Origin of the sequence: Saccharopolyspora sp. NPDC047091 (assembly GCF_040643635.1) — a bacterium.
Taxonomy (GTDB): Bacteria; Actinomycetota; Actinomycetes; order Mycobacteriales; family Pseudonocardiaceae; genus Saccharopolyspora_C.
The window spans coordinates 41004-62579 of record NZ_JBEYUS010000035.1 but is presented as its reverse complement, the minus strand read 5'-3'; the positions used below and the strand labels follow the sequence as shown (position 1 = coordinate 62579).

General features: G+C 73.0%; 20 protein-coding genes. 9 read left to right on the top strand and 11 right to left on the bottom strand.

The window, feature by feature from the left end:
* Positions 1-120: 120 nt before the first annotated feature.
* A complete protein-coding gene (gene dgt / locus ABZ805_RS16980) occupies positions 121-1692 on the bottom strand; it encodes a dGTP triphosphohydrolase (RefSeq protein ID WP_358440702.1) in 1572 nt (523 codons plus the stop codon).
* Between the two features lie 64 nt (positions 1693-1756).
* On the opposite strand from dgt, the gene ABZ805_RS16975 reads away from it, so the two are divergent.
* Positions 1757-2959, top strand: a complete 1203-nt coding sequence (locus ABZ805_RS16975; protein ID WP_358440700.1) for a lycopene cyclase family protein — start codon at positions 1757-1759, stop codon at positions 2957-2959.
* 204 nt (positions 2960-3163) lie between these two features.
* On the top strand, positions 3164-4954 hold the full coding sequence (locus tag ABZ805_RS16970; RefSeq protein WP_358440697.1) for a GGDEF domain-containing protein: 1791 nt from the start codon (positions 3164-3166) through the stop codon (positions 4952-4954).
* Between the two features lie 119 nt (positions 4955-5073).
* Here the strand turns inward: ABZ805_RS16970 and ABZ805_RS16965 are convergent, their stop codons facing one another.
* From ABZ805_RS16965 to ABZ805_RS16935, 7 genes are read right to left on the bottom strand one after another with little or no spacing between them, the layout of a single operon-like run.
* Positions 5074-5505, bottom strand: coding sequence for a metal-sulfur cluster assembly factor (locus ABZ805_RS16965; RefSeq protein ID WP_224957669.1), 432 nt, complete (start codon positions 5503-5505; stop codon positions 5074-5076).
* The gene (gene sufU / locus ABZ805_RS16960; protein WP_224957670.1) at positions 5502-5963 is read right to left on the bottom strand and encodes a Fe-S cluster assembly sulfur transfer protein SufU; all 462 of its coding nucleotides are present in this window, start codon (positions 5961-5963) and stop codon (positions 5502-5504) included. The genes ABZ805_RS16965 and sufU overlap by 4 nt, the downstream gene beginning before the upstream one ends.
* Positions 5964-5981: 18 nt before the next feature.
* Positions 5982-7283 carry a cysteine desulfurase gene (locus ABZ805_RS16955; protein WP_358440693.1) on the bottom strand — a complete coding sequence of 434 codons (1302 nt, stop codon included), beginning with the start codon at positions 7281-7283 and terminating at the stop codon, positions 5982-5984.
* Entirely contained in the window at positions 7280-8053 is a 774-nt protein-coding gene (sufC, locus tag ABZ805_RS16950) for a Fe-S cluster assembly ATPase SufC (RefSeq protein ID WP_224957672.1), read from the bottom strand. Before sufC ends, ABZ805_RS16955 begins: the two co-directional genes overlap by 4 nt.
* Before the next feature lie 46 nt (positions 8054-8099).
* Positions 8100-9290: a Fe-S cluster assembly protein SufD gene (gene sufD, locus ABZ805_RS16945; RefSeq protein WP_358440691.1), complete on the bottom strand. Its 1191-nt coding sequence runs from the start codon at positions 9288-9290 to the stop codon at positions 8100-8102.
* Position 9291: 1 nt separating this feature from the next.
* Positions 9292-10755 carry a Fe-S cluster assembly protein SufB gene (sufB, locus tag ABZ805_RS16940; protein ID WP_358440688.1) on the bottom strand — a complete coding sequence of 488 codons (1464 nt, stop codon included), beginning with the start codon at positions 10753-10755 and terminating at the stop codon, positions 9292-9294.
* Positions 10752-11603 (bottom strand): metalloregulator ArsR/SmtB family transcription factor, encoded by an 852-nt coding sequence (locus ABZ805_RS16935; RefSeq protein ID WP_358440686.1) that lies wholly within the window; start codon positions 11601-11603, stop codon positions 10752-10754. The genes sufB and ABZ805_RS16935 overlap by 4 nt, the downstream gene beginning before the upstream one ends.
* A 130-nt stretch (positions 11604-11733) precedes the next feature.
* Between ABZ805_RS16935 and mptB the strand changes: the two genes are divergently transcribed.
* From mptB to ABZ805_RS16910, 5 genes are all read left to right on the top strand, one after another.
* The gene (mptB, locus tag ABZ805_RS16930) at positions 11734-13470 is read left to right on the top strand and encodes a polyprenol phosphomannose-dependent alpha 1,6 mannosyltransferase MptB (protein ID WP_358440683.1); all 1737 of its coding nucleotides are present in this window, start codon (positions 11734-11736) and stop codon (positions 13468-13470) included.
* Between the two features lie 80 nt (positions 13471-13550).
* A complete protein-coding gene (locus tag ABZ805_RS16925; RefSeq protein ID WP_358440718.1) occupies positions 13551-14462 on the top strand; it encodes an ABC transporter ATP-binding protein in 912 nt (303 codons plus the stop codon).
* Between the two features lie 134 nt (positions 14463-14596).
* Positions 14597-15319 (top strand): ABC transporter permease, encoded by a 723-nt coding sequence (locus tag ABZ805_RS16920; protein WP_358440715.1) that lies wholly within the window; start codon positions 14597-14599, stop codon positions 15317-15319.
* A 258-nt stretch (positions 15320-15577) separates the two neighbouring features.
* Complete coding sequence (locus ABZ805_RS16915; RefSeq protein WP_358440680.1) at positions 15578-16471, top strand: hypothetical protein; 894 nt, start codon at positions 15578-15580, stop codon at positions 16469-16471.
* A 56-nt stretch (positions 16472-16527) separates the two neighbouring features.
* Positions 16528-17484, top strand: coding sequence for a COX15/CtaA family protein (locus ABZ805_RS16910; protein WP_358440678.1), 957 nt, complete (start codon positions 16528-16530; stop codon positions 17482-17484).
* A gap of 1 nt (position 17485) precedes the next feature.
* On the opposite strand, the gene ABZ805_RS16905 is transcribed toward ABZ805_RS16910, so the two are convergent.
* The 3 genes from ABZ805_RS16905 to ABZ805_RS16895 all read right to left on the bottom strand — a co-directional run bounded on the left by ABZ805_RS16905 (position 17486) and on the right by ABZ805_RS16895 (position 19258).
* On the bottom strand, positions 17486-17980 hold the full coding sequence (locus ABZ805_RS16905) for a helix-turn-helix domain-containing protein (protein WP_358440675.1): 495 nt from the start codon (positions 17978-17980) through the stop codon (positions 17486-17488).
* A gap of 91 nt (positions 17981-18071) precedes the next feature.
* Positions 18072-18944, bottom strand: coding sequence for a hypothetical protein (locus ABZ805_RS16900; RefSeq protein ID WP_358440672.1), 873 nt, complete (start codon positions 18942-18944; stop codon positions 18072-18074).
* The gene (locus tag ABZ805_RS16895) at positions 18941-19258 is read right to left on the bottom strand and encodes a hypothetical protein (RefSeq protein ID WP_358440669.1); all 318 of its coding nucleotides are present in this window, start codon (positions 19256-19258) and stop codon (positions 18941-18943) included. Before ABZ805_RS16895 ends, ABZ805_RS16900 begins: the two co-directional genes overlap by 4 nt.
* 147 nt (positions 19259-19405) lie before the next feature.
* On the opposite strand from ABZ805_RS16895, the gene ABZ805_RS16890 reads away from it, so the two are divergent.
* Positions 19406-20374 (top strand): quinone oxidoreductase, encoded by a 969-nt coding sequence (locus tag ABZ805_RS16890; RefSeq protein WP_358440667.1) that lies wholly within the window; start codon positions 19406-19408, stop codon positions 20372-20374.
* Between the two features lie 87 nt (positions 20375-20461).
* Positions 20462-21394, top strand: coding sequence for a hypothetical protein (locus ABZ805_RS16885; RefSeq protein WP_358440664.1), 933 nt, complete (start codon positions 20462-20464; stop codon positions 21392-21394).
* Positions 21395-21576 lie beyond the last annotated feature (182 nt).

The following is a 21576-nucleotide window of genomic DNA, read 5'->3' as shown; positions in this document are numbered from 1 at the left end:
GGTGACGCTGGGCGCGACGACGCTGCTGGACATCGGGCCGGAGTGAAAACGATCCCGCAGCGAGAAGACCGCTGAGGTTCCGCCACCCGCCCCCGACCCGCCGCAGGAGCGCGGAGATCCTCAGATCGAGATCTCCGAGAAGAGACGGGTGGTTCTGCCGGAGAGGGCTTCCAGCAGGGAGGCCGCCTGGTCGTCGGTGAGGGAGGCCACGAAGTCGATCACCGCGCGGCCGCGGGCCCACCGCTCCAGGTCGGCGGGCCCGAGCTGGTGGCCACCGACGGACAGCGCGACCGGATCGGTCTTGCGCAGGCCGTCGAATTCGGCGCGCGCCCGGTCGAACAGGTCGCGCAGCCGGTGCGGCAGCCGCGCCGCCTCGCTGCGGTCGATCAGCCACGAGTCGAGCGCGGTCACCAGCTTCGTCAGCAACCGGTCCTGGCCGCGCTGGTGCAGCGCCAGGTCGGGGCGCTGCAGCACGAACCGGCGGTGCACGAACTTGAGCACCTGCACCTCGTGCCACTGCTCCGGCGCCAGCGAGACGTGCCCGGAGCGCACCGTTGGCGTCCGCTCCACCCGCACGCCCGCCACGAGCCGTCGCGTCCACTCGCCGGAGAACGCCGCGACCGCCTGCTCGGCCTGCTTGGACCGGTCGAACGGCACCCGCAGCAGCTTGGTGACCAGTTCGTCGAGGACCCGCTGCACGGCGTCGGTGAACGCCGCGTCCGAGGCGATCCAGGAGTCCTTCGCGTGCAGCCTGCGCCGCAGCCGCTCCAGCGACCGGCCGGGCCGGTGCTCGGTCTCGGCGAGTTCCGCGTCGGCCAGCTCCACCAGTTCCGCCCGGTTGCCCAGCCATTCGGTGAGCTCGTGGGACACGGTGGTGTGCTGCAGGATGCCGACCCGGTGGAAGTCCTCCAGGTCGTGGATCGCGTAGGCGATGTCGTCGGCGGTGTCCATCACCGAGGCTTCGACGGTCTGCTGCCAGCTCTCGATGCGGCCGCGGAACACCGATCGGCAGTCCCGCATGTCCTCCAGCTCGGTGACGTAGCAGGAGAACTTCGCCGAGCCGGTGCCCGGTGCCTCGTCCGGTTCGGACGCGCCCCGGGGCGGGGTCTCCAGGTCGCGCGGGTGCGGGGACGGGCGGTGCCGCCGGGTCCACGGGTACTTGAGGAGCGCGGCGCGCACCGCGGCCGTGAGGTCCAGGCCGTCGCCGCCGTTCGGGTCGCCGCGCACGTCGATCGAGCTGACGATCCGGAACGACTGCGCGTTGCCCTCGAACCCGTCGACGAGGCCGAAGTCCTGGCGCGCGATCCGGTCCAGCACCGTCTCCCCGAGGTGCCCGAACGGCGGATGCCCCAGGTCGTGGCCCAGCCCGGCGGCCTCCACCACGTCCAGGTCGCAGCCGCCGAGCTCCTCCAGCACCGCCAGCGACTCCGGCACCGCGCGCAGCCGCTCGCCGATGGCCCGCGCCACCTGCGCCACCTTCAAGCTGTGCGTGAGCCGGTTGTGCAGCAGCATCCCGGAGCCGCTGGGCGTCACGACCTGCGTGACGCCGCCGAGGCGGGCGAAGAACGCGGAGCTCGACACGCGGTCCCGATCGGCGCGGAACGGGCTCCCCGCCAGGTCGGACGCCGGCGGCCCGGATCGGGTCGCATCGCTGCGGCGGGACGTTCGCTCGACCGGCGGATCGGTTCGCATACGAGGACGTTAACCGCGACCGGCCGGACGGCGGCACCCGCACCGGACGTGATCTGATGCCACCGTGGTGGACGTGCTCATCGTGGGGGCGGGGCCCGCCGGCCGGGCGGTGGCCGCGGCCTGCGCCGACACCAGGTTGGACACGACCGTGGTGGATCCGGCGCCGCGGCGTGGCTGGGGGAACACCTACGGTTCCTGGATCGACGAGCTGCCCGCCTCGGTCCCGCGCGAGGCGCTGGCGGCGGTGACCGGATCGATGCTGGCGTTCGGCACCACGCGCCACGAGCTGGACCGGTCGTACGGGGTGCTGGACAACACCGCGCTGTGGAAGCACCTGTGGCGGCCGGACGTGCACGACGTGACCGGCCGCGTGGTGGGCGCCGAGCACGGGCCGACCGGGTCGACGGTGCACCTCAAGGACGGCAGGCGGCTCGCCGCTGCCCTCGTCGTGGACGCCTCCGGGGCGGCGCGGGTCCTCTCCGGCGGACGCCCGGCGCGGACCGCGGCGCAGCAGTCGGCGGTGGGCGTGGTGCTCGACTCCGCCACGGCGGAACCGCTGTGCCCGGCGGGTTCCGGGGTGTTCATGGACTGGCGGGCCGCGCCCGACACGCGCGGCGGCTGGCCCACGTTCCTGTACTGCGTGCCGCTCGGCGGCGACGCGGTGCTGCTGGAGGAGACCTCGCTGGCGCGGCGGCCGTCGCTGCCGCTGGCGCTGCTGCGCCGCCGCCTGCACGGGCGGCTCGCCGCGGCCGGGATCGAGGTGCCCGACGGTGCCGTCGAGGAACGGGTGCGGTTCCCGGTGGACGACCCGGTGCCGATGCCGGGCCGGGCGGTGTCGTTCGGCGCCTCCGGTGGCCTGGTGCACCCGGCCAGCGGGTTCAGCGTGGCCGCCGCGCTGCGGCAGGCGCCGTGGCTGGCGGGGGCGCTCAGCGCCGGCCTGAGCTCGGGTCCGGCGAAGGCGTCGAAGGCGGCGTGGGCGATCTCCTGGCCACCGCGCGCGGTCGCCGTGCACGGCCTGCGCAGGCGGGGGCTGCGCGCGCTGCTGTCGTTCCCGCCCGAACTGGTGCCCGAGTTCTTCGAGGTGTTCTTCTCGCTGCCCGCCGCCGACCAGGCCGCGTTCCTCGCGGCCGATCACGACCCCGCCCGGACGGCGGCGGTGATGACGGCCCTGTTCCGCCGCTCCCCTTGGTCCGTCCGGCGTAGGCTCGTGACCGGCGGATTCGGGCCGGGAGGCGGCGAGGCGCAGCACGGCTTCGGCGGTCTCTGAGCGGTCTCTGGGCGGTCTCCGAGCGGCCGCGCACGCCACGACCAGCACGTCAGGGGCGCTGTGTCTGTTCCCACAGCGGGTGGGCGAGCTGGGTGCCCGGGGACGGTTCGTCGCGCTAGGTTGGCGTCCGGCAACCCCCCGTCCGCAGACGAGGAGCAGCTGAGATGTCGGTGAACAGGTCGTGAACCCGCTCGATGGAGAGCCATGAGTGCAGGCAGCATCGACCCCGTGCTCGCGCTGGTCAACGAAGTGCGCTTCGCGTTCCAGCCCCTGATCAACGTCAAGACCGGTGCCATCGTGGCGGTGGAGGCCCTCGCCCGGCCCACCGGTGGGGACGTGCACGACCTGTTCCGGGAGGCGGCCCGGCACCGCAGGCTCACCGAGCTCGACGTCGAACTGGCGCGCGCCGCCGTCACCGCGGCCGCCGACCACGAGACGCTGTTACCACTGCACCTCAACCTCTTCGGCGGCACCGTCACGCACGACCTGACCCGGATCGAGCGGCTGCGGGAACGGCTGCACGAGGTGGGCCGCCGCGAGCACGAGGTGACCTTGGAGATCGGCCCGCCGTTCGCCCGCCTCGACCCGGCGCAGCTGGTGGAGGGCGTGCAGGCGCTCAAATCCGACGGTTTCCAGATCGCGGTGGACGGCGTCGGTGACGGTGACGTGCCGCTGGCGCTGATCGCCGACATGGAACCGGGCATGGTGAAGCTGGACCGGGGCGTGGTGCGGGGCCTGCCGGATTCGGCGCCCCGCCGCGCGGTGCTGGAGGCGGTGCGGCACCTGTGCGAGGCCGCGGAGGCCGACCTGGTCGCCGAGGGCGTGGAGAACGACCGGCAGCTCTCGGCGCTGCGCCGCACCGGGGTGCGGCTGGTGCAGGGCAACCTGCTCGCCCCGCCCGCGCGCCGGCCACCGACCACGATCACCGTGCCGGGCGTGGCCGCCGAGGTCACCGATCCGGCCGGGCAGCCGGTGAACACGCTCGCCGCGGGCCCGCGGGTCACCGAGTTCCTCTCCCCCGCCACCCTGCTGTCGGTGGACGCGACGGCCGACAAGGTGCGCGGCGTGCTCGCCGACCACCCGGAGATCAGCGGCGTGGTGCTCGTCGACGAGCACAACCGGCCGCAGTACACGATCGACCGCAACCGGTTCCTGCTCGCCGTCACCGGGCCCTACGGGCACGCGCTGCACGCGAAGCGCCCGGCGTCGCGGCTGGCCGACGAACCGCGGGTGGTCACCACCGCCACCACCGCCATCGAGGCGCTGAGCCTGGTGACCCGCTCCGACCAGTACCGGATGTACGACGACGCGATCGTGGTGGACGAGTCCGGGCGCTGCCTGGGCGCGGTGCGGGCCGGGCACCTCATCCGCGGCATGGCCGACCTGAAGGTGGAGGAGGCGGCGGCGCTGAACCCGCTGACCAGGCTCCCCGGCAGCGACGCCATCGCCAGGGACGTGGGCAGGCGGATCGCGGCGGGCGACGTGTTCGCGGTGAGCTGGCTGGACATCGACGAGTTCAAGGCCATCAACGACGGCGCCGGGTTCTCCGCCGGGGACGACCTGATCAGGTCCATCGGCCGGGGGCTGACGGATGCGGCGACCTCGCTGCCGTCGGTGCGCGTCGGGCACGTCGGCGGCGACGACTTCCTGCTGGTGGCCGACCTGGACGACCTGGTGCCGCTGTCCGAGCTGCTGCTGGACCCGCCGCGGGAGGCCGGCGGCATCCCGGTGACGCTGTCGCTGGCGACGCTGGTGTGCACGCAGAGCACCGTCACCGGCTACGACGAGGCCTCCCGGCTGCTGGCGCCGCTGAAGCACCGGGCGAAGGACCTCACCGGGTCCAGCTGGGTGATGTCGCGGCCCGGTTCGGACCACGTCGACGTGCTGCGCGGGAAACCGGCGCCGCAGCCGTTCCCGGAGCCGATCGGCCCGGCGGAGGGGATGTTCCCGTCGCAGGACCCGGACCGCGACCGCCCGCAGTCCCGGGCCCGCTGACCTCGGCACGGCCCCGAACGGCGCTCCCGCCACCACCTCGCGCGCACGGCCCCGGACGCACGGCGGCCCCGGCAGGACCGGAGTCCCGCCGGGGCCGCTGCGAACCGGGTCGGACCGGATCAGACGGTGAAGCCGAGCGCGCGCAGCTGCTCGCGCCCCTCCTCGGTGATCTTCTCCGGACCCCACGGCGGCATCCACACCCAGTTGATGCGGAAGTCGCTGACCAGGCCGCCGCCGGGACCGCCGGTGAGCGCGGAGCGGGCCTGCTCCTCGATCACGTCGGTCAGCGGGCAGGCCGCCGAGGTCAGCGTCATGTCCACCGTGGCGCTGTTGTCCTGCTCCACGCGCACGTCGTAGACGAGGCCGAGGTCGACGACGTTGATCCCCAGCTCGGGGTCGACGACGTCGCGCAGCGCCTCCTCCACGTCTTCGAGCGCGGCGAGCTCCGCGGCCGGCGCCGGGGGCTCCGGCAGGTTCTCGGCGCCGCGCGCCACGTCGGTGGCCTCGCCCGCGGCTGCTTGCTCGTCCTGCACCTGGGTTCGGTCTGTCATGACGCTCCCACTTCGTCGACGACGCGCGAAACGGCGTCCTTGAAAGCCATCCAGCCCAGCAGCGCGCACTTCACGCGTGCCGGGTACTTCGCCACCCCCGCGAACGCGATGCCGTCCTCCAGGACGTCCTCGTCGGGTTCGACCTGGCCGCGACCCTGCATGAGTTCGCTGAACGCGGCCTGCCGCCCCATCGCCTCCTTCACCGACTTGCCGACGACGAGGTCGGTGAGCACGGAGATCGAGGCCTGGCTGATCGAGCAGCCCTGCCCCTCGTAGGAGACGTCCTCGACGGTGGCGTCGAGGCCGTTGCCGGCCAACCGGACCCGCAACGTCACCTCATCCCCGCACACCGGGTTGACCTGCGAGGACTCCGCGTCGAACGGGTCCCGCAGGCCGTGCCCGTGCGGGTTGCGGTAGTGGTCCAGGATGATCTCCTGGTACATCTGTTCGAGCTGCATCACACGTCCTTCAGCCGTTCACCCGACACCGAAGAAACGCTGGGCCTCCCGCACAGCTTCCCCGAGCGCCCGGACCTCGTCCAGATCGTTGTACAGGTAGAAGCTGGCGCGGACCGTCGCGGGCACGCCGAACGCCCGGTGCAGCGGCCACGCGCAGTGGTGGCCGACGCGCACCTCGACGCCCTGGCTGTCGAGGACCTGCCCGACGTCGTGCGGATGCACGCCGTCGACCACGAACGCGACGGTGGCGCCGCGGGACTCGGTGGTCCCCGGGCCGATGATGCGCACCCCGTCGATCGCCGAGAGCTCCTCGATCGCCGCCGCGGCCAGCTTCTTCTCGTGCGCGGCGATGCGTTCCATGCCGACGACCGACAGGTAGTCCACGGCCGCGCCGAGCCCGACGACCTGGGAGGTCATCGGCACGCCGGCCTCGAACCGCTGCGGCGGTTCGGCGAACGTGGACCGGTCGATGTGCACCATCTCGATCATCGACCCGCCGGTGAGGAACGGCGGCATCGCGCGCAGCAGCTCGTGCCGCCCGTAGAGCACGCCGACCCCCGAGGGCCCGAGCATCTTGTGCCCGGAGAACACCGCGAAGTCCACGTCGAGCTCGGCGAAGTCCACCGGCGCGTGCGGCACCGACTGGCACGCGTCGAGCACGACCAGCGCGCCGACCTGGTGCGCCCGCGCCACGATCTCGCCGAGCGGGTTCACCGTGCCGAGCACGTTGGACTGGTGCGCGACGGCGACGACCTTGGCCCGCTCGGTGAGCACCCCGGACAGGTCGGACAGGTCGAGCCTGCCGTCCTCGGTGACGCCGAACCAGCGCAGCGTCGCCCCCGTGCGGCGGCACAGCTCCTGCCACGGCACGAGGTTCGCGTGGTGCTCCATCTCGGTGACCACGACCTCGTCGCCCGGGCCGAGGCGGAAGCGCTCCGCCTCGGGCCCGGACGTCGCGGCGTTGCTCATCGCGTACGCGACCAGGTTGACGCCCTCGGTCGCGTTCTTGGTGAACACGACCTCGTCCACCCCGGCACCCACGAAGCGGGCGATCTTGGCGCGGGCGTCCTCGTAGGCGTCGGTGGCCTCTTCCGCGAGCTGGTGGGCACCGCGGTGCACCGCCGCGTTGGAGGTCTCCACGAAGGCGCGCTCCGCGTCCAGCACCTGGCGGGGGCGCTGCGACGTCGCCCCCGAGTCCAGGTACACCAGGCGCCGGTCGTCGCGGATCGTGCGGCCCAGGATCGGGAAGTCGGAGCGGATCGCCGCGACGTCCAGCGGGCCCGCGGCCGCACCGGCAGTGGTGAGGGGCTGAGCGGTCATGACTGCGCGACGGCCTCCTTCTTGCCGGTGAACCGCACGTAGCCGTTCTTCTCGAGCTCGTCGGCCAGCTCCGGCCCGCCCGACTCGACGACCTTGCCGCCGGCGAACACGTGCACGTGGTCCGGCGTGATGTGGTTCAGGATGCGGGTGTAGTGCGTGATCAGCAGCACGCCCTTGTCACCCTTGGACGTGTACCGGTTGACGCCCTCGGACACGACGCGCAGCGCGTCGACGTCGAGGCCGGAGTCGGTCTCGTCGAGGATGGCGAACTTCGGGTCCAGCAGGTCCAGCTGCAGGATCTCGTGCCGCTTCTTCTCGCCGCCGGAGAAGCCCTCGTTGACGCTGCGCTCGGCGAACGACGGGTCGATGTCGAGCTCGGTCATCGCCTGCTTGACCTCCTTGACCCAGTGCCGGATCTGCGGTGCCTCACCGCGGACGGCACCGGCGGCGGTGCGCAGGAAGTTCGACATGGACACGCCCGGCACCTCGACCGGGTACTGCATGGCGAGGAACAGGCCGGCGCGGGCGCGCTCGTCCACGCTCATCTCCAGCACGTCCTCGCCGTCGAGCAGGACGGAGCCGGAGTCGATCTGGTACTTGGGGTGCCCGGCGATGGCGTAGGCCAGGGTGGACTTGCCGGAACCGTTCGGGCCCATGATCGCGTGGATCTGGCCGGAGTCGATCGTGAGGTTCACGCCGTTGAGGATCGGCTTGGCGCCCTCCTCGGTGAGGACGGAACCGTGCAGGTCCTTGATCTCCAGGGTGGCCATTGTGCTGTGTTCTCCTGGTACGTGGGGAAAGGAAGTGGGGGCGGCGTCAGGCGCCGACGACGGCCAGCTCGGCCTCGATCGCGGCCTCCAGCCGCTCCCGGACCGCGGGCACCGTGATCTTCTGCAGGATCTCGCCGAAGAAGCCGCGGACCACCAGTCGGCGGGCCTGCTCCTTCGGAATGCCGCGTGCCTGCAGGTAGAACAGCTGCTCGTCGTCGAACCGGCCGGTGGCGCTGGCGTGACCGGCGCCTTCGATCTCACCGGTCTCGATCTCCAGGTTCGGCACCGAGTCGGCGCGGGCGCCTTCGGTGAGTACCAGGTTCCGGTTCAGCTCGAAGGTCTCGGTGCCTTCGGCCGCGGCCCGGATCAGCACGTCGCCGATCCACACCGAGTGCGCCGCGTCGCCCTGCAGCGCGCCCTTGTAGAGCACGTTGCTGCGGCAGTTCGGCTGCGCGTGGTCGACCAGCATCCGGTGTTCCAGGTGCTGGCCCGCGTCGGCGAAGTACAGGCCGAGCAGCTCGGCGTCCCCGCCCTTGTCCCCGTAGGTGATCGTGGTGTTGACCCGGACCAGGTCGCCGCCGAGGGTCACCGCCAGGTGCCGGAACACCGCGTCCCGGCCCAGGTAGGCGTGCTCGGAGCTGACCTGGGTCGCGTCGTCGGCCCAGTCGTGCACGGACACGACCGAGAGCCGGGCGGAGTCGTCGGTGATGAACTCGACGTTCTCGCCCAGCACGCCGGAGCCGCGGTAGTCGAGGACGACGACCGCTTCGGCGAACCGCTCGGCGCGGATCTGGATGTGCCCGAACGCCGTCTCGCCCTCGCCGGGGCCGTGCACGACGACGCTGACCGGCTCGGCCGGCTGCACGTCCTTCGGGATGGTGATGACGGTGGCCTGCTCGAAGGAGCTCCAGGCCTGCGCGGCGATCCGGTCGGCGGGCACGCCGCCCTTGCCGAGGCGCTCGTCGTCGCGGCCGACGGTCTCGACCGTGACCTCGGCGCTCGCCTCGACCTCGACGTTCAGCGAAGCGGTGGCCTGCGCGGTGCCGTCGTGCAGCCCCTTGAGCCGCTTGATCGGGGTGAACCGCCAGTCCTCCTCGCGGCCGCCGGGGACCTCGAAGGCCTCGACGTCGTAGGAGGTGAAGCGCTCGCCGCGGGAGGACTGCGGCACGACCGCGCCCCCGTGCGAGTGCTCCGTCAGGCCGTGCTGGGCGTCGGCGGTGTCAGTGGTGCTCGTCATGTCAGCCGACGGCCCCTTCCATCTGCAGCTCGATCAGGCGGTTCAGTTCCAGCGCGTACTCCATGGGCAGCTCCCGCGCGATCGGCTCCACGAAGCCGCGCACGATCATCGCCATCGCCTCGTCCTCGGTCAGACCGCGCTGCATCAGGTAGAACAGCTGGTCGTCGCTGACCTTGGAGACGGTGGCCTCGTGGCCCATGGACACGTCGTCGACGCGCACGTCGACGTACGGGTAGGTGTCCGAGCGGCTGATCGTGTCGACCAGCAGCGCGTCGCACTTGACCGTGGAGGCCGAGTGGTTGGCGCGCTTGGCGACCTTCACCAGACCCCGGTAGGAGGTGCGGCCACCACCGCGGGCGATCGACTTGGAGACGATCGTCGAAGAGGTGTGCGGAGCCATGTGCTCCATCTTCGCGCCCGCGTCCTGGTGCTGGCCCTCACCGGCGAACGCCACCGAGAGCACCTCGCCCTTGGCGTGCTCGCCCATCAGGAACACCGACGGGTACTTCATGGTGACCTTGGAGCCGAGGTTGCCGTCGACCCACTCCATGGTCGCGCCCTCTTCGGCCTTGGCCCGCTTGGTGACCAGGTTGTAGACGTTGTTCGACCAGTTCTGGATGGTCGTGTAGCGGCAGCGCGCGCCCTTCTTGACCACGATCTCCACGACCGCCGAGTGCAGCGAGTCGCTGGAGTAGATCGGGGCGGTGCAGCCCTCGACGTAGTGGACGTAGGCGTCCTCGTCGACGACGATCAGCGTCCGCTCGAACTGGCCCATGTTCTCGGTGTTGATCCGGAAGTAGGCCTGCAGCGGGATGTCGACGTGCACGCCCTTCGGCACGTAGATGAACGAGCCGCCGGACCACACCGCGGTGTTCAGCGCGGAGAACTTGTTGTCCCCGGCCGGGATGACCGAGGCGAAGTACTCCTTGAAGGTCTCCGGGTGCTCCCGCAGCGCGGTGTCGGTGTCCAGGAACTGGACACCCTTCTCCTCGAGGTCCTCGCGGATCTTGTGGTAGACCACCTCGGACTCGTACTGGGCGGCGACACCGGCGACGAGCCGCTGCTTCTCCGCTTCCGGGATGCCCAGCCGGTCGTAGGTGTTCTTGATGTCCTCGGGCAGGTCCTCCCAGCTCTGGGCCTGCTGTTCGGTCGAGCGCACGAAGTACTTGATGTTGTCGAAGTCGATGCCCGACAGGTCGGCGCCCCAGTTCGGCATCGGCTTGCGCTCGAACAGCCGCAGCGCCTTCAGCCGCGCCTCGAGCATCCACTCCGGCTCGTCCTTCTTGGCCGAGATCTCCCGGACGACGTCCTCGTTGAGCCCGCGTCGCGCGCCTTCGCCCGCGACGTCCTTGTCGGCCCAGCCGTACTCGTAGTTGCCCAGGGTCGCCAGCGTCTCCTCTTGGCTGAGCTGGCCAGAGGTGTTCGACGCCGTGGTGGGTGTGCGCTGCTCGGCAGCGGCAGTCATACGGACTCCCCTCCGTCAGGAATCGGGGCGGTCTGCCGCCCGTCGGTCTGGGACCGGTCGTGGGCGGCCGGATCGGTTTCGGCCGACGCGGATTCCGGGATGACCTGGGTCTCCGGGCCGCGATCGGCGGTTCGCTCGGACCGCGTGAGCGGTACGTGCGTCGTGCAGGCCGCGTCGCCGTTGGCGATGGTGGCCAACCGCTGCACGTGGGTGCCGAGGACTTCGGCGAAGGCCTCCGTCTCGGCTTCGCACAGCTGCGGGAAGTCCGCAGCGACGTGCGCCACCGGGCAGTGGTGCTGGCAGAGCTGCTCGCCGGAGGCCACGCTGCGCGTCGAGGCAGCGTAGCCCTCGCGGGTCAGCGCACCGGCGAGGACCTCGGCCCGTTCGGCCCTGGTCCGCGCGGCGGCCAGCGCCTCCCGGTGGTGGGCGACCAGTGCGGCGATCCGCTTGCGCGCGAACTCCCGCACCGCCTGTTCACCGTCGGTGTCGGCGATGAACCGCAGCGCCGCCACGGCCAGGTCGTCGTAGGCGTGCCCGAACCTGGCCCGGCCGACCTCGGTCAGCAGGAACAGCTTCGCGGGCCTGCCCCTCCCCCGGCGCTGCCGGGCGGAGGACTCCCTGGTGTAGGCCTCGCCTTCGGCGACCAGCGCGTCGAGGTGCCTGCGCACCGCGACCGAACTGATCCCGAGGGCTTCGGCCACCGCCGCGGCGGTGATCGGCCCGCGCTCCAGCAGGAGGCGGGCGACCGAGTGCCGGGTCCGCCCGTCCCCGGACGGCGCACCGGCACCCGGGGCTGCGGCGCCCGAGTCGGCGGCCGCGGCCGGAGGTGACGTTCCAGCGTTTTTCACAACACCGATGTTACCTATTTAGCTCCGGCACACCAGACCGCAGGTCCATCAACGTGACCCGGATCACTCCGATCGGCGGTTGCGCGACGGCGGGACGCCCCGCCCGACCCCTGCCCTAAGCTTCGGTGCCGTGGGCGCAGGCGAGACGAACCAGCAGGACGAGGCCGGGCCGGGCGAGTCAGCGACCTCCGGCACACCGGACGCGGGCACCGGATCCCGGAACGCGACCGGACGGCAGGACGCCACCGGCACCGCGCCGACCGGCGCTGAGCAGGACGAACGCGGCACCACCCGGGTCGCCGAAGCGCCCCCCAGCAGCGACACCGCCTACGCGGGCGATGCGCCCGCCGAGCACCAGCCCGCCCCGCTGGACGCCCCCGAACGCCGCCAGCTCGACCTGGTCCGCCGCTTCGGCACCACCGGCTCGCTCGTGCTCGCCTTCGGCGCCATCGGCGCGGGCGCGGCGCCCGTCGACAACCCGCTGATCGGGGTGCGGCTGCTCGGGCTGCCCGCGCGCATCCCCACCGTCGCCATGGCCTGCGCCTGGCTCGGCATGCTCATGGTCGTCACCGCCTGGCTGTGGCTCGGCAAGCTCTCCTGGCCCGGCCGGGACCGGATGGTCAGCCGCACCCAGATGGACCGCACCGTCGTCATGTGGGGGCTGCCGCTGGCCGTCGCGCCACCGCTGTTCAGCACCGACATGTACACCTACCTGGCGCAGAACGCGGTGGCCGCGCTCGGCATCAACCCGTACACGCTGGGGCCCGCCACCGCGCTCGGCGTGGACCACCCGCTGGTCGCCAACGTGCCGAACATCTGGCGGGACACGCCCTCCCCGTACGGGCCGCTGTTCCTGCTGTTCGGCCAGCACCTCGGCCGCGTCATCGGCGACGACGTCGTGTTCGGCGTGCTGCTCTGGCGAGTCGTGATGATCATCGGGCTGGTGCTGGCGATCTGGGCGATCCCGCGGCTCGCCGCCCGCTGCGGGGTGCACCCGGTGGCCGCGCTGTGGCTCTCCGCCGCCAACCCGATCACGCTGTTCCACGTGGTCAGCGGCGCGCACAACGAGGCGCTGCTGGTCGGCATCATGCTCGCCGCGATCGAGCTCGGGCTGCGCTGGCGCGGACCGATCGGCGTGGTCCTCGCCGGGGTGCTGCTCAGCATCGGCGGCGCCATCAAACCGCCGGGCTTCGTCGCGCTCGGCTTCTTCGGCATCTACGTGGCGCGCAGGCGCGGCGGGCGGATGCGCGACCTCGTCGGGGTCGCCGCCGTGCTCGGCGTACTCATGCTGGGGACCATGACGATCATCACCGTGGCCAGCGGCTGGGGCCTCGGCTGGATCGAGACCTACGACGTGCCGAACCGGATCAAGACCTGGCTGGCGCCGATGACCGCGTTCGGCATGACCGGCGGCGGCGTCGGCATGCTGCTCGGCCTCGGCAACCACACCAACTCGATGCTGGTCATCACCAAGATCTTCGGGTACGCCATCACCGGTGTGGTGTGCGTGCGGCTGCTGTGGCTGTCGTTCAAGGGGCGGATCGAACCGCTCGCCGCGCTCGGCATCACCCTCGGCACGCTCGCCGTGTTCGGGCCGGTGCTGCACCCCTGGTACCTGCTGTGGATGGTCGTACCGCTGTCGCTGTCCACCAACGACCACCGGTTCCGGATCGGCGCGGCCACGATCTGCTCCATCGTCGCGCTGGTGGTCCCGCCGACCGGGGCCGCCTACATCCTGCGCGCCTACCAGATCCCGTTCGCCGTCATCGCCTCGCTGCTCGCCTTCGGGATCCTGCTGTGGCTCGTGCGGGGCAAGGTGCCGCCGCTGCTGCCGACCCGGAAGGATGAGCGCCCCGTCACGTCATAGGCTTGGACGTCGTGAACGAAGCCGCGAGCACCCCCACGCCCGGCCCGGTGATCGCAGGACCGGCCGCCGACGGCGACGCGCTGGACGTGCGCGGGCTGACCAAGCGCTTCGGCGGCACCACCGCCGTCGACGGCTTGGACCTGCGGATGCCGCGCGGCAGCGTGCTCGCCCTGCTCGGGCCCAACGGCGCGGGCAAGACCACCACCGTCGAGATCTGCGAAGGCTTCCAGCGGCCCGACGGCGGGACGGTGCGGGTGCTCGGGCTCGACCCCGCCACCCAGGGCGAACGGCTGCGGCCCCGGATCGGCGTGATGCCGCAGGGCGGCGGGGCCTACCCGGGCGTGCGGGCCGCCGAGATGCTGGAACTCATCGCCACCTGCTCCGCGGACCCGATCGACCCGCGCTGGCTGCTCGACGTCCTCGGGCTCACCTCCGCCGGGCGCACCCCGTACAAGCGGCTCTCCGGCGGCCAGCAGCAGCGGCTGTCGCTGGCCTGCGCGCTCGTCGGCAGGCCCGAGCTGGTGTTCCTCGACGAACCCACCGCAGGGCTCGACCCGCAGGCCCGCCACCTGGTGTGGGACCTGGTCGCCGCGCTGCGCCGCGACGGCGTCGGCGTGCTGCTCACCACGCACCTGATGGACGAGGCCGAAGCGCTCGCCGACCGGGTCGTCATCGTCGACCACGGGCGCGCCGTCGCCGACGGCACCACCGCCGAGCTCACCGCCGACCCGCAGGGCAGGCAGGAGCTGAAGTTCCACTCCGAACCCGCGCTCGACCTGGACCTGCTGCTGGCCGCGCTGCCCGAGGGCTACGAGGCCGTCGAGCAGCGCGCGGGCCGCTACGTGGTGCGCGGCACCATCGACCCGCAGGTCGTCTCCACCGTGACCGCGTGGTGCGCGCGGCACGGCGTGTTCGCCAACGAGCTGCGGGTGAGCAGGCGCAGCCTGGAGGACGTGTTCCTCGACCTCACCGGACGGGAGTTGCGCTCGTGAACCACGGCGCCACCAGGACAGGCGGGACCGGCACCACCGGGACCGAACTCGCGCACGACGACCGGGACGCCCCGCGCCCCGGCGAGCGGTTCCCCGCGGGCACCTTCGCGCCCGCCCCGGGGCGCGGCCGGGCGCTGCGGATGCTCGCCGCGCACACCCGCATCGAGGCGCTGCTGATCATCCGGCACGGCGAGCAGGCGCTGCTCACGCTGATCATCCCGCTGGCGCTGCTGATCGGGCTGAGCACGCTGCACATCGGCACCGTGCCGGAACCGCGGGTCGACTCGGTGGCGCCGCGCATCCTCGCGCTGGCCGTGATGTCCACCGCGTTCACCGGGCAGGCCATCGCGCTCGGCTTCGACCGCCGCTACGGGGTGCTCAAGCGGCTGTCCGCGACGGCGCTGCCGCGCTGGACGCTGATCAGCGGCCGGGTGCTGGCGACGCTGCTGGTGGTGGCGCTGCAGGCGGTGCTGCTGGGGATCACGGCCGCGCTGCTGGGCTGGACGCCGAGCCCGGTCGGGATCGTGGCGGCGCTGCCGCTGCTGGTGCTGGGCACGCTCGCGTTCGGCGCGGCCGGGGTGCTGGTCGGCGGCGCGTTCCGCGCGGAGATCGTGCTGGCGGTGGCGAACGCCATCTGGTTCGTGCTGCTGCTGGCCGGCGGCCTGGCGCTGCCGATGAGCGATCTGCCAGGGCCGGTGGGCGCGATCGCGGGACTGCTGCCCTCGGGTGCGCTGGCCACCTCGCTGGAAGCGGCGCTGGAGCACGCGGCGCTGCCGGGCTGGCAGCCGGTGCTGGTCCTGGTGGCCTGGGCCGCGGCAGCCGGAGCGCTGGCGGTGCGGACTACTCGGTTGACTTGATGTTCCGCTCCTTCGGCGAGAGGGTCGGGTGGCGGAACCTCAGCGCTTTCCTCGCTGCGGGATCGTTTTCACCGGTGGCTCCGCCACAGGCGAAAACGCTGTCCTCGCGAGGAAACCGCTGAGAACCCGCTGCGGTGCCGGGTGCGCGCGTCGTTGCTGCTCAGCGGCTTCGCCGCTGACAGGACAGTGCGCTGCCGCGGGTGCGGGGGTGCTCGCGGGACTTCCGGGCCCTGGGGTTACCGGAAGTAGGGTGAGGGCATGACCGAACCGCACGCCGACGCGACGCCCGGTGCCGAACTGGCCCGCCCCTGCCACCGCAGCCTCGAACCGCTGCACTCGCTGATCTACTTCAGCCCCGAGGCCGACGAGGCCTTCGCCGCACTCGGCCTCGACGGCACCCGGATGCGCTACTTCGCCGGCCGCGCCGCCCCGATGGGCGCCGTCGGCGCCGGGGTCGTCGCCGCCACCTTCTACAACTTCAACCCGCTGGTGATCGCCGAGGTCATCCCGCAGGCCTGGGCGATCACCACCCCGGATGCCGTCGTGGCCGCCCGGTTCCGCGCCGCCGACGCCGCGCTGCGCAAGCTGCTCGGCCCCGACACGATCGCCTCCGAAGAGCTCGCCGAGGCCGCCGCGCTCGCCCGCCGCGCCACCGAGGCCTGCCGCCCCGAAGCCCGCCCGCTCTACGCCGGGCACGCCGACCTGGCCTGGCCGGAAGAACCGCACCTGGTGCTCTGGCACGCCCAGTCGCTGCTGCGCGAGCACCGCGGCGACGGTCACCTGATGGTGCTGCAGGCGGTGGGCCTCACCGGGCTCCAGGCGCTGGTCCTGCAGTCCGCGGCCGGCGACGGGCTCTCCCGCCAGTTCTCGCAGGCCAGCCGCGGCTGGTCCGACGACGAGTGGGCGCAGGCGCAGCGCGAGCTCGCCGACCGCGGCCTGCTCGACGCCGACGGCGAGCTCACCGAGCAGGGCGTCGCGTTCCGCGAAGACGTCGAGCAGCGCACCGACGCGCTCGCCGCCGCCCCCTGGGCGCACCTCGGTGCCGAGAACGCGCAGCGCCTCGCCGGGTACGGCAAGAAGCTCAGCACCCAGGTCCTCAAGGCCGGAGCGTTCCCGAAGGGCACCTTCGCCCGCGAGAAGCGCGTGGAGTGACCTGCGGCGCACCACCTGGCGGCCGGGGGATGCGGGACGGCGAATACCATCGATGCGTGCCGTCGTCGATGCTGTCCCGGATCCCGGCCGCCGACCACCGCCTGGTGCGCTGGCTCGCGCTCGCCGTCCTCATCACCCAATCGCTGATCTCGGTGACGGGTTCGGTGGTGCGGGTGACGGGTTCCGGGCTCGGCTGCCCCACCTGGCCGCAGTGCTTCCCCGGCAGCATGGTCCCGATCGACCACCCCGAGGTCGCGACGCTGCACCAGGTGATCGAGTTCGGCAACCGCACGCTGACCGGCCTGGTCGGGTTCGTCGCGCTGGCCTGCCTGATCGCCGCGTGGCTGGTGCGCCCGCGCCGGCCGCGCCTGGTGAAGCTGGCGCTGGTCATGCCGCTGGGCGTGGTCGCGCAGGCCGTCATCGGCGGCATCACGGTGCTGGTGGACCTGAGCTGGTGGAGCGTGTCCATCCACTTCATGGCCTCGGCGGTGCTGATCTGGCTGGCCGCGTACCTGTACAAGGCCGCCGGTGAGGGCGACGAGCCCGCGACGCAGGTGCTCCCGGACCGGATGCGGTGGCTGCTGGTGGCGCTGACCGCGGTGACCGCGGCGATGCTGGTCGCGGGCACGCTGGTGACCGCCGCCGGGCCGCACGCCGGGGACGCCGACACGCCGCGGCTCGTCGTGGCGGTGCCGACGCTGGTCGAGGTGCACGGGCTGCTGGTGATGGCGTACGTGTGCCTGCTCGCGGTGTTCGGGGTGTGGCTGCGCGCCGCCCGGCCGACGAAGGCGCTGCTGAAGGCCTACGGCGCGGCGTGCGTGCTGGTGCTGGCGCAGGGCGCGCTCGGCTCGGCGCAGTACCTGCTCGGGGTGCCGGGGGTGCTGGTGGTGCTGCACGTGCTGGGCGCCACGCTGGTGATCACGGCGACCGCGCTGCTGTGGTGCGAATCCCGCTACCGCGGACCGGTCCCGCAAGTCCCCGCCGCCGAGTCCGCGGAACCCGTTCCCGCCTGACTCACATCCGCAGCGCGCCGCGGCGTTCCCGCTCCCAGCGCTGCCAGAGCTGGGGCATCTCGCCCGAGAGCCACTTGTAGAACTCGTGCACGGTGCGCAGCCGCCGGGCCCGCTCGCCTTGGCCGCTGAACATCCGCAGGCCGTCCTCGGTGAGCTGTTCCAGGCCGGTGACCTGCTCCATCCGGTGCCGCACGAGTTCCGGCCAGTGGTGCTCCTCGACGCGGTAGAGCGCCGCTTCGCGGCCCTGCCGGGTCGTCTTGGAGATCACCCCGAGGCGCAGCAGCAACCGCACGTTGGTGCTGACGGATCCGCTGCTGGCGTTGAGGCCGTGCGAGAGCTCGGCCGCGGTGCGCTCCGGTGGGTCGCAGATCAGCAGGAACGCGAGGATGCGCCCGGCGATGAGCGGCATTCCCTCGGTGGCTTCGAAGTGCGCCGCCATCTGCTCGATCCACTCGGGCATGGCGGGACGGTCGGTGCGCTGGGCGTACTCGGTCACCTCTGGTGCCTCCGACTGATCGACTTCAACCGATGCTGAAACCATAGGCGGAGAAGAACGGCGAAGCCACCCCGACACGCCCCCGAGCAGCTCAGCCGCGCAGCGCCGCGCGCACCGCAGACGCGAACCGCGGCTTCGCCTCCGGATCGGCCTGCCGGAACCCCAGCGACGGTTCGGTGAGCTCCAGCTCCAGCAGCAGCGGCGATCCGTCGTCCCGGCGCACCAGGTCCACCCGCGCGTACAGCAGCTCCGACCGGCGCATCCGGTGCAGCGCCGCCGCCGCGTCCAGCGCGTCCTCGGCGAGCCTGCGCAGCGCCGGATCCGGCCGCACTCCGAACCGCTCCCCCGGTCCCGGGCCCGCGGCCACTGGATCCGGCAGCATCGCGCCCTTCCCGAACGCGTGCGAGAAGGTCCCGCCGAGGAACACCAGGGCCGTCTCGCCCTCCCGGTCCACCGCCCGCTGGTAGGGCTGCACCAGCACGGTGTGGTCCTCGGCGTGCAGCGCGGCCAGGTGCGCGCCCGCCGCGTCCCGCTCCCCCGCCGCGAACCGCGCCGCACCCCGCGAGCTCGCCCCCACCGAGGGCTTCAGCACGAACTCGAAGTCCGGGCAGCGCAGCGGTTCGCCCGGGGCGACCAGCTCGGTCGGCACCACCGGAAGGCCCTGCGCCGCCAGGTCGGCGAGGTAGGTCTTGTCGGTGTTCCAGCGCGCCACTCGCGCCGGGTTCACCAGCGCGGGCACCGACTCGCACCAGGCCAGGAAGTCCTTGCGCCGCAACGGGTAGTCCCAGGTGCTGCGCAGCACCACGAGCTCGGCGGAACCGAACGGTGCCGTCGGGTCGTCCCACGGCGCCCAGGCCGCGGGCACTCCCAGCTCGGCCAGCACCTCCGGCAGGTCCGCGTCGTCCGCGTTCGAACCGGGGAGCTCGGCGCAGCTGGCGAGCAGAACCCGAGGTGCCGGTCTCACCGGGCTCGCGGGCCGGCCATCTTGCGGCGGTGCGCCGGCCCGATCTGCAGAGCGGCCGTCGTGTCGCCGTCCCACTCGCCCCCGGTGACCTGCTCGACGGCCTCGACCACGGCCTCCCCCGCCGCGACGTCGGCGACCAGCACGTCGCCGAGCGCGCCGTCCTCGCCGATCAGCACGATGCGGGCGCCCGCCTGGCCGAGGTTCTCCACCACGGCTCGCGCGGAACCGCCGTGGCCCGCGGCGAACGCCTTCACCCTGGCGATCGCCTTCGGCTCGGGCGCGGTGCTCTGCTCGGTGTCGTTCTCGGCTGCCATGCGGGTGATCCTAGACAACCACCCCGACGACACGGGCCGAACAGTTACCCAGGCCACCGCCCGCCCGCCGCCACGCCTGCGAGAGTGGGAACCGTCCCGGCGGCCGTTCCGGTGCCGGGCGGACGAGGCGAGATCTTGGAGGCACGCATGCGCGCGATTCGGATTCCGGCCCACGGCGGACCGGAGGTGCTGGAGGCCGCCGAAGCGGACCGGCCGACGCCGCAGTCCGGGGAGCTGCTGGTCGAGGTGTCCGCGGCCGGGGTGAACTTCATCGACACCTACCAGCGCAGCGGCCTCTACAGCGTGCCGCTGCCGTTCACCCCCGGTGTCGAGGGCGCGGGCACCGTCCGCGAGGTCGGCCCGGACGTCACCGGCTTCGCCCCCGGCGACCGGATCGCGTGGGCCATGTCGCCCGGCGGCTACGCCGAGCAGGCCGTGGTGCCCGCCCGCGGCGCGGTGCACGTCCCGGACGGCGTCGAGGACCGGACGGCGGCCGCCGCGATGCTCCAGGGCATGACCGCGCACTTCCTCGTCGACGCCACCCACCCGATCCGCCCCGGCGAGACGGCGCTGGTGCACGCGGCGGCGGGCGGGGTGGGGCTGCTGCTCACCCAGCTGATCAAGGCGCGCGGCGGGAACGTGATCGGGACCGTGTCCACCGACGAGAAGGAACGGCTGGCGCGCGCGGCGGGTGCCGACGAGATCATCCGCTACACCGAGGCCGACGTGGCCGAGGAGGTCCGCGACCTCACCGACGGGCGCGGCGTGGACGTGGCCTACGACGGGGTCGGCAAGGACACCTTCGACGGCAGCCTCGCGTCGCTGCGCCCGCGCGGCACGCTCGCGCTGTTCGGCGCCTCCAGCGGGCCGGTGCCTCCGGTGGACCCGCAGCGGTTGAACTCGGGCGGCTCGCTGTTCCTGACCCGGCCGTCGCTGGCGCACCACATCCTGGACCGGGAAGAACTGGACCGGCGGGCCCGGGAGATCTTCCAGGCGGTGCGGGCGGGCGAGCTCGACGTGCGCATCGGCGGGACCTACCCGCTCGACCAGGCGCGGCAGGCGCACGAGGACCTCGAAGGCCGCCGCAGCACCGGGAAGCTCCTGCTGCTGCCCTGATCGCACCGGGCGCGCGGCCGCTCCGTCCCGCGGTCGGGCCGGCCGCTCACCTGGAACTTCCGGGGTGTCGCAGCCGACTGGTCGACCGTGATCGATCGTGTGATCGGGCGGCGCGGCGCGCTGGCCCTGCTCGCGGCCGGGCTGCTCGGCGGCTGCCGCCCGGCTCCGGCCGAGACCGGGCGCGGACTGGTGACCTTGGACGGCGGGACGGCCCGGCTCGCCCTGCTGCTCGGCCGCGAGCAGGTGGGCACGGTGGCGCTGCCCGGTGGTGATCCGGTGCTGCCCGCGATCGAGGCGGCGCAGGGCTCGCCGGTGCGCGACCTCGGCGGCGCGGGCGGGCTCGACCTGGAGGCGCTGGCACGGCTGCGCCCGGAGGTGCTGGCCGGGCACCGGCTGCCCGGCGTCCCGGCGGAACTGCTGCGCGGCCTCGCCCGGTTGCGGCTGGTGCGGCGGACCGGGGACGTGCGCGCGGACGCGCTGGCGCTCGGCGCGGCGGTGGGCTCGACCGGAGCCATCGCCGCGTGGGAGGACTTCGAACGGGACCGCGCCGACCTCGCCGCCCGGCTGGCGAACCGCCGGATGCCGACGATCTCGGTGCTCGGCGCGGGCCGCGGCGACGGGGTCGTCACCACCGTGTCCACCGCGACCGCCGCCGGGCAGGTGCTGCGGGCGCTCGGCGCGGCCCGGCCACCGGCGCAGGAGGCGGTCGCCGACGGTCCACTGCCGTTCCCGGAGATCTCCGGTGAGCGGCTCGGCGAGCACGATGCGGACCTGCTGGTGCTGCTGCGCGGCGGCGCCGGTTCGGTGCGGGAGCAGCCGCTGCTGCGGACCCTGCCCGCGGTGCGCGCGGGCCGGGTCGTGGCGGCCGACCGGTTCGAGTGGGCCGCGCTGGCCTCGCTGCCCAGCGCCCGCTGGGTGCTGGCCGACCTGGCCGGGCTGCTGCTGGACCGGGCGGAGCCGCTGCTGGGGATCGGCTCTCCCCCGGGCTTGGACCGGCTCCGCGCCTTCCGCGCCCGCTGACCGACCTACCGGCGGCACCCTTGGCCGGAGCTCAGCCGACCGGCGTCGCCGCCCTCCGGAGGTCAGCCGACCGCACGCTCCCGTCCGGAGACCAACCGGCCCGCGTCGCTCCCGTCCGGACACCGACCGACCGCACGCTCCCGTCCGGAGACCAACCGGCCGGCACTGCTCCCGCCCGAGGT

Bases quoted from the DNA above. Each gene is read 5' to 3' on its own strand.
- dgt (WP_358440702.1), bottom strand. From the start codon at position 1,692: ATGCGAACCGATCCGCCGGTCGAGCGAACGTCCCGCCGCAGCGATGCG.
- ABZ805_RS16970 (WP_358440697.1), top strand. From the start codon at position 3,164: ATGAGTGCAGGCAGCATCGACCCCGTGCTCGCGCTGGTCAACGAAGTG.
- ABZ805_RS16965 (WP_224957669.1), bottom strand. From the start codon at position 5,505: ATGACAGACCGAACCCAGGTGCAGGACGAGCAAGCAGCCGCGGGCGAG.
- sufU (WP_224957670.1), bottom strand. From the start codon at position 5,963: ATGCAGCTCGAACAGATGTACCAGGAGATCATCCTGGACCACTACCGC.
- ABZ805_RS16955 (WP_358440693.1), bottom strand. From the start codon at position 7,283: ATGACCGCTCAGCCCCTCACCACTGCCGGTGCGGCCGCGGGCCCGCTG.
- sufC (WP_224957672.1), bottom strand. From the start codon at position 8,053: ATGGCCACCCTGGAGATCAAGGACCTGCACGGTTCCGTCCTCACCGAG.
- sufD (WP_358440691.1), bottom strand. From the start codon at position 9,290: ATGACGAGCACCACTGACACCGCCGACGCCCAGCACGGCCTGACGGAG.
- sufB (WP_358440688.1), bottom strand. From the start codon at position 10,755: ATGACTGCCGCTGCCGAGCAGCGCACACCCACCACGGCGTCGAACACC.
- ABZ805_RS16915 (WP_358440680.1), top strand. From the start codon at position 15,578: ATGACCGAACCGCACGCCGACGCGACGCCCGGTGCCGAACTGGCCCGC.
- ABZ805_RS16895 (WP_358440669.1), bottom strand. From the start codon at position 19,258: ATGGCAGCCGAGAACGACACCGAGCAGAGCACCGCGCCCGAGCCGAAG.
- ABZ805_RS16890 (WP_358440667.1), top strand. From the start codon at position 19,406: ATGCGCGCGATTCGGATTCCGGCCCACGGCGGACCGGAGGTGCTGGAG.